6 protein-coding genes are annotated in these 3911 nt (G+C 65.5%); 2 read left to right on the forward strand and 4 right to left on the reverse strand.

Annotated features, from left to right (window positions below; all coding sequences use genetic code 11):
• Nucleotides 1-27 precede the first annotated feature (27 nt).
• The 3 genes from WA317_RS04905 to WA317_RS04915 form a co-directional block, all read right to left on the reverse strand.
• Nucleotides 28-1251 carry an IS110 family transposase gene (locus WA317_RS04905; RefSeq protein WP_425171975.1) on the reverse strand — a complete coding sequence of 408 codons (1224 nt, stop codon included), beginning with the start codon at nt 1249-1251 and terminating at the stop codon, nt 28-30.
• Nucleotides 1252-1499: 248 nt separating this feature from the next.
• Nucleotides 1500-1688 carry a DUF5302 domain-containing protein gene (locus tag WA317_RS04910; RefSeq protein ID WP_425171976.1) on the reverse strand — a complete coding sequence of 63 codons (189 nt, stop codon included), beginning with the start codon at nt 1686-1688 and terminating at the stop codon, nt 1500-1502.
• 91 nt (nt 1689-1779) lie between these two features.
• Nucleotides 1780-2223 (reverse strand): PPOX class F420-dependent oxidoreductase, encoded by a 444-nt coding sequence (locus WA317_RS04915; RefSeq protein WP_425171977.1) that lies wholly within the window; start codon nt 2221-2223, stop codon nt 1780-1782.
• A gap of 133 nt (nt 2224-2356) precedes the next feature.
• Between WA317_RS04915 and WA317_RS04920 the strand changes: the two genes are divergently transcribed.
• Nucleotides 2357-2878: a DUF1697 domain-containing protein gene (locus WA317_RS04920; protein WP_425171978.1), complete on the forward strand. Its 522-nt coding sequence runs from the start codon at nt 2357-2359 to the stop codon at nt 2876-2878.
• A gap of 34 nt (nt 2879-2912) precedes the next feature.
• On the opposite strand, the gene WA317_RS04925 is transcribed toward WA317_RS04920, so the two are convergent.
• A complete protein-coding gene (locus tag WA317_RS04925; protein WP_425171979.1) occupies nt 2913-3278 on the reverse strand; it encodes a GntR family transcriptional regulator in 366 nt (121 codons plus the stop codon).
• Nucleotides 3279-3314: 36 nt separating this feature from the next.
• Between WA317_RS04925 and WA317_RS04930 the strand changes: the two genes are divergently transcribed.
• Nucleotides 3315-3911, forward strand: a 597-nt coding sequence (locus tag WA317_RS04930) for an NAD-dependent deacylase (protein ID WP_425171980.1), incomplete at its 3' end; no start/stop codon positions are given.

The following is a 3911-nucleotide window of genomic DNA, read 5'->3' on the forward strand; positions in this document are numbered from 1 at the left end:
AGCTAGACATCCCAGGTGCGTAGGTTGTCAAGCGGCTTGGATTTCGGGGCCGGTTTGACGGTGTGCCCAGGCTTGGTGTTCGTTGTAGTGAGTTCGGTGGCGTAGGCAGCCGTGGAGGATGCCGACGAGCCGGTTGCCCAGGGCACGTAGCGCTTGGTGGTGCAGGTCGCCGGCAGTGCGACGGTGGTCGTAGAACAGGCGTGCTCCGGGGCTGGTGTTCAGCGCGCAGAACGCCCACTGGTCGATAGCGTCGTAAAGCCTGCGGTTGCGGACGTGGCGGGCCAGCACGGCGCGTTTGCGGCCCGACGCGACGGTCAGCGGTGATGTTCCGGCATAGTTTTTGCGAGACTTGGCGTTGGTGTAACGGTTCGGGTCGTCCCCGAACTCACCGAGCACCCGGGCGCCGAGGATGACACCAAGTCCTGGCAGGGAACGGTAGATGTCGGCGTCCGGGTGTGCCTCAAAATGTGTTGCCAGTTCGGCCTCGAGGTCGGTGATCTGGCGGTTCAGTTCAGCGATGATGCCGACCGTGGCGCGGGTGGTCGCCGCGAACGCGGCCGTCACGGTCGCGGGTGCGGTGAGTTGTTCGGTGCGTAAGGCGCTCTGAATTTCCCGGGCGCGGGCGTCGAGATTGCGTTGTCGTCCAGCGGCTTTAAGCGCAGATCGGATCTTCGACAGACTCAGGTTCGCCGCCTGCAGCGGGGTGGGCGCACGACCCAAGACCGCCAGCGCGTCCCGGTCGTGCAGATCGTCGAACACCTCCAGCGCGCCGGGGTAATACTCACGCAGTGCCGAGCGCAGCGCGTTGGTGTGCCGGTTGCGGGTCCAGATCAGATTCTGATGGGCCCGGGCCAAGACCTTGACCGCCTCGGCATCAGCAGAATCACCGGCGACCCGGCGGTGGTTGTGCCGGTCGGTGCGCACCAGATCCGCCAAGAGCTTGGCGTCCCCGGCATCGGATTTGGCCCCCGAAACATGATGGCGGTCGCGGTAGCGGGCGGCTGCCAGCGGATTGATCGCATACACCTGGTAGCCGGCCGCGACGAGCGCCTCGACCCACAAGCCGCGGTCAGTCTCGATACCCATCACGACGTCGTCGGGTTCGTCGGCGTGCCGGGCCAGGAGTTGATGGAACTCGCCGATGCCGGCAAGTCCCTCGGGTAATCGACGCGAGGCAAGCCGTACCCCGCTCTCATCCATCAGATGGACGTCGTGGCGATCCTCCGCCCAATCGTCGCCGACAAAGATCACGTAGCGCCTCCTTGGTCATCAAACATGGTCGAGCCCAAGGGCACCCGGCGACAAGCTAATGGATCAGTGCTCAGCGGCACGACACCCCATCAGTGCTACAGGAACCCTCACCAACCGGCCGGGGCGTGATCTAGCTCTAGAAGTCGAGAGACGCTTCAGCCGCAAACGACACTCACCGACCGGCGGCTCGGTGAACAGCGTCCCCCTGACAAGGACCTATCGAGCGGAGGCTCGCTGTTCAGTTCCCATTAGCCGCTCTTGCGCCGGAATTCCCGGCGGTTCTCGACGGGTCCGTGCGCCCGCGGCTTTTTGTCAGCACCGTCCTTGTGGCCGGTTGCGCTCGACGACTTGGCGTTCTTGCGTTCCAGCGCTTCGCGGAACTTCCGCTTGGCGTCGTCCTCGGACGCAGGACCGGACTTGGAGGATGATGCAGGCATGGCGGCAGCCTAGCGCGTCGCTGAATCCGCCAGCGTCACCTCAGTGTGACGCTCGGCGCCATCGGGATGATGCGGAGCGGCAGCCTAGCGGTCAGCGGATGCCCGGCGGCATGCCATAGAGGTGTGCAATCGGCAGCGTCAGCACCACCCGACGGTCAGCGACCATCACCTCGCGATATTCGTCCCAATCCGGATGTTCACCGGCGATGTTGCGGTACAGCGCGATCAAAGCCTCGACGGTGTCATCGTCGGACGCCGACGCGGGCGGCGTCAGCTCGGCGGTGCCTTCGGCGACGGCATACGACCAGCCGTCGTCAGAGCTGACCAGTATCGAGGCCCGCGGGTCCCGGCGCAGATTACGAGTCTTGGCCCGCGGCTCGGTGATCGATACCTGAATAGCGGTGTTGCGGGCGTCGAAATAGTAGGAGACGTTGGACAGTTGGGGACGACCGTCACGCTTGATCGTGGCCAGCACGCCGAGGGAGTTCCCGCTGATCACGGCCAGCAGTTTATCGTCGAAAACCTGGCGTCCCATGACGGCAGCCTACGCGGGGCAGCCGCAAACCGCTCCCGAGTCGGCCGCACCACGGCTACTATCACACCATGGTGACGCAGCGCCGTTGGCCCGCAGTCCCTTTCGCAACAGCCGGGGCCGCCGGGGCGAGCACATGACGCGCTACGCCGCGTTCTTGCGTGGCGTCAACGTCGGCGGCGTCAACCTTGCGATGGCGAAGGTGGCCGCCGCCCTCGGTGACGCCGGATTCAGCGATGTGCGCACCATCTTGGCAAGTGGCAATGTCGTGCTCGAGTCGCGGTCGAAGGCCGATGCCGTCCGCGAGAAGGCCGAGGCCGCGCTGCGGGACCGGTTCGGCTACGACGCGTGGGTGCTCGTCTACGACGTCGACACCGTTCGGTCGATCGTCGACGGGTATCCCTTCGAGCCAGAGGTTGAGGGCTATCAGTCGTATGTCACGTTCGTCGCCGACCCCGCCGTGCTCAACGAGCTCACCGCGCTGAGCAGCGACGCGCGGGCTGACGAGAAAATCGCGCGCGGAGCGGGCGTCCTCTACTGGCAGGTGCCAAAGAACAGCACGCTGGACAGCACAATCGGAAAGATGATGGGCAAGAAACGCTACAAGTCGTCGACAACCACCCGAAACCTACGCACCCTGGCCAAAGTGCTGCGTTGAGTCACCTGGACACAATACTTTTCGCCGGAAGCGTTCAATCCTCAGCCACGGTGTCGAGATAGCGCACCGCCTCGGCTTTCCCGAGACCCAGAGAACGAGCTGCGCTGAGATAAGCTTGGGCCGCTGCGGCCATCGCCGCGTCGGCCGGGTCGACTCGGGCGACGAAAGTGCCGAAACGCCCGCGGGTTTCGAGGATGCCGGCCGCCTCGAGCTCCCGGTATGTACGGGCTACGGTGTTCGCCGCCAGGCCGAGTTGACCCGCTAACTCGCGTACTGTCGGCAACCGGGTGCCGGGCGGCAAGGTACCCGCGCGGATGCCTTCGATGAGGTGGCTTCGGAGCTGATCGAACAATGGCTTGCCGGCCCGCGGGTCAAGCCGTATCGACTCCCCCAGCTTCACGTGCTCAGTATGGCCCAGTCCCGCTATCTTGGTGGCATGCGAATCGCGGTGCTCAGCGGCGCGGGGATCTCCGCGGAAAGCGGAGTGCCGACGTTTCGCGACGACAAGAACGGGCTGTGGGCCAACTTCGATCCCTACGAGCTTTCCAGCGTTTCGGGCTGGCAGCAGAACCCCGAACGAGTGTGGGGCTGGTATCTATGGCGTCATCACCTGGTCAGCCGCGTGCAACCCAACGACGGGCACCGCGCGGTCGCGGCCTGGCAAGACCATGCCGAGGTCACCGTCGTCACCCAGAACGTCGACGATCTGCACGAGCGGGCCGGTAGCGCACCGGTGCACCACCTGCACGGCAGCTTGTCCGACTTCCGCTGTGCCGTCTGCGATTTGCCGTACACCGGTGAACTGCCCGACATGGCTGAGCCGGCGATCGAGTTGGCGCCGCCCACGTGCGGGTGCGGCGGGCTGATCCGGCCCGACATCGTCTGGTTCGGCGAGCAGCTGCCCGAAGGACCGTGGCAACGCGCAGTCGAGGCCACAGCGACGGCCGATGTGCTCGTCGTGGTCGGGACGTCGGGAATCGTCTATCCCGCGGCGGGCCTGCCTGATCTGGCGCTGGCGCGAGGCGCAGTGGTC

The organism is Mycobacterium sp. (assembly GCF_049802695.1).
Classification (GTDB): Bacteria; Actinomycetota; Actinomycetes; order Mycobacteriales; family Mycobacteriaceae; genus Mycobacterium.

Coding starts and splice junctions, on each gene's coding strand:
- WA317_RS04910 (WP_425171976.1), bottom strand. CDS start 1,688: ATGCCTGCATCATCCTCCAAGTCCGGTCCTGCGTCCGAGGACGACGCC.
- WA317_RS04915 (WP_425171977.1), bottom strand. CDS start 2,223: ATGGGACGCCAGGTTTTCGACGATAAACTGCTGGCCGTGATCAGCGGG.
- WA317_RS04920 (WP_425171978.1), top strand. CDS start 2,357: ATGACGCGCTACGCCGCGTTCTTGCGTGGCGTCAACGTCGGCGGCGTC.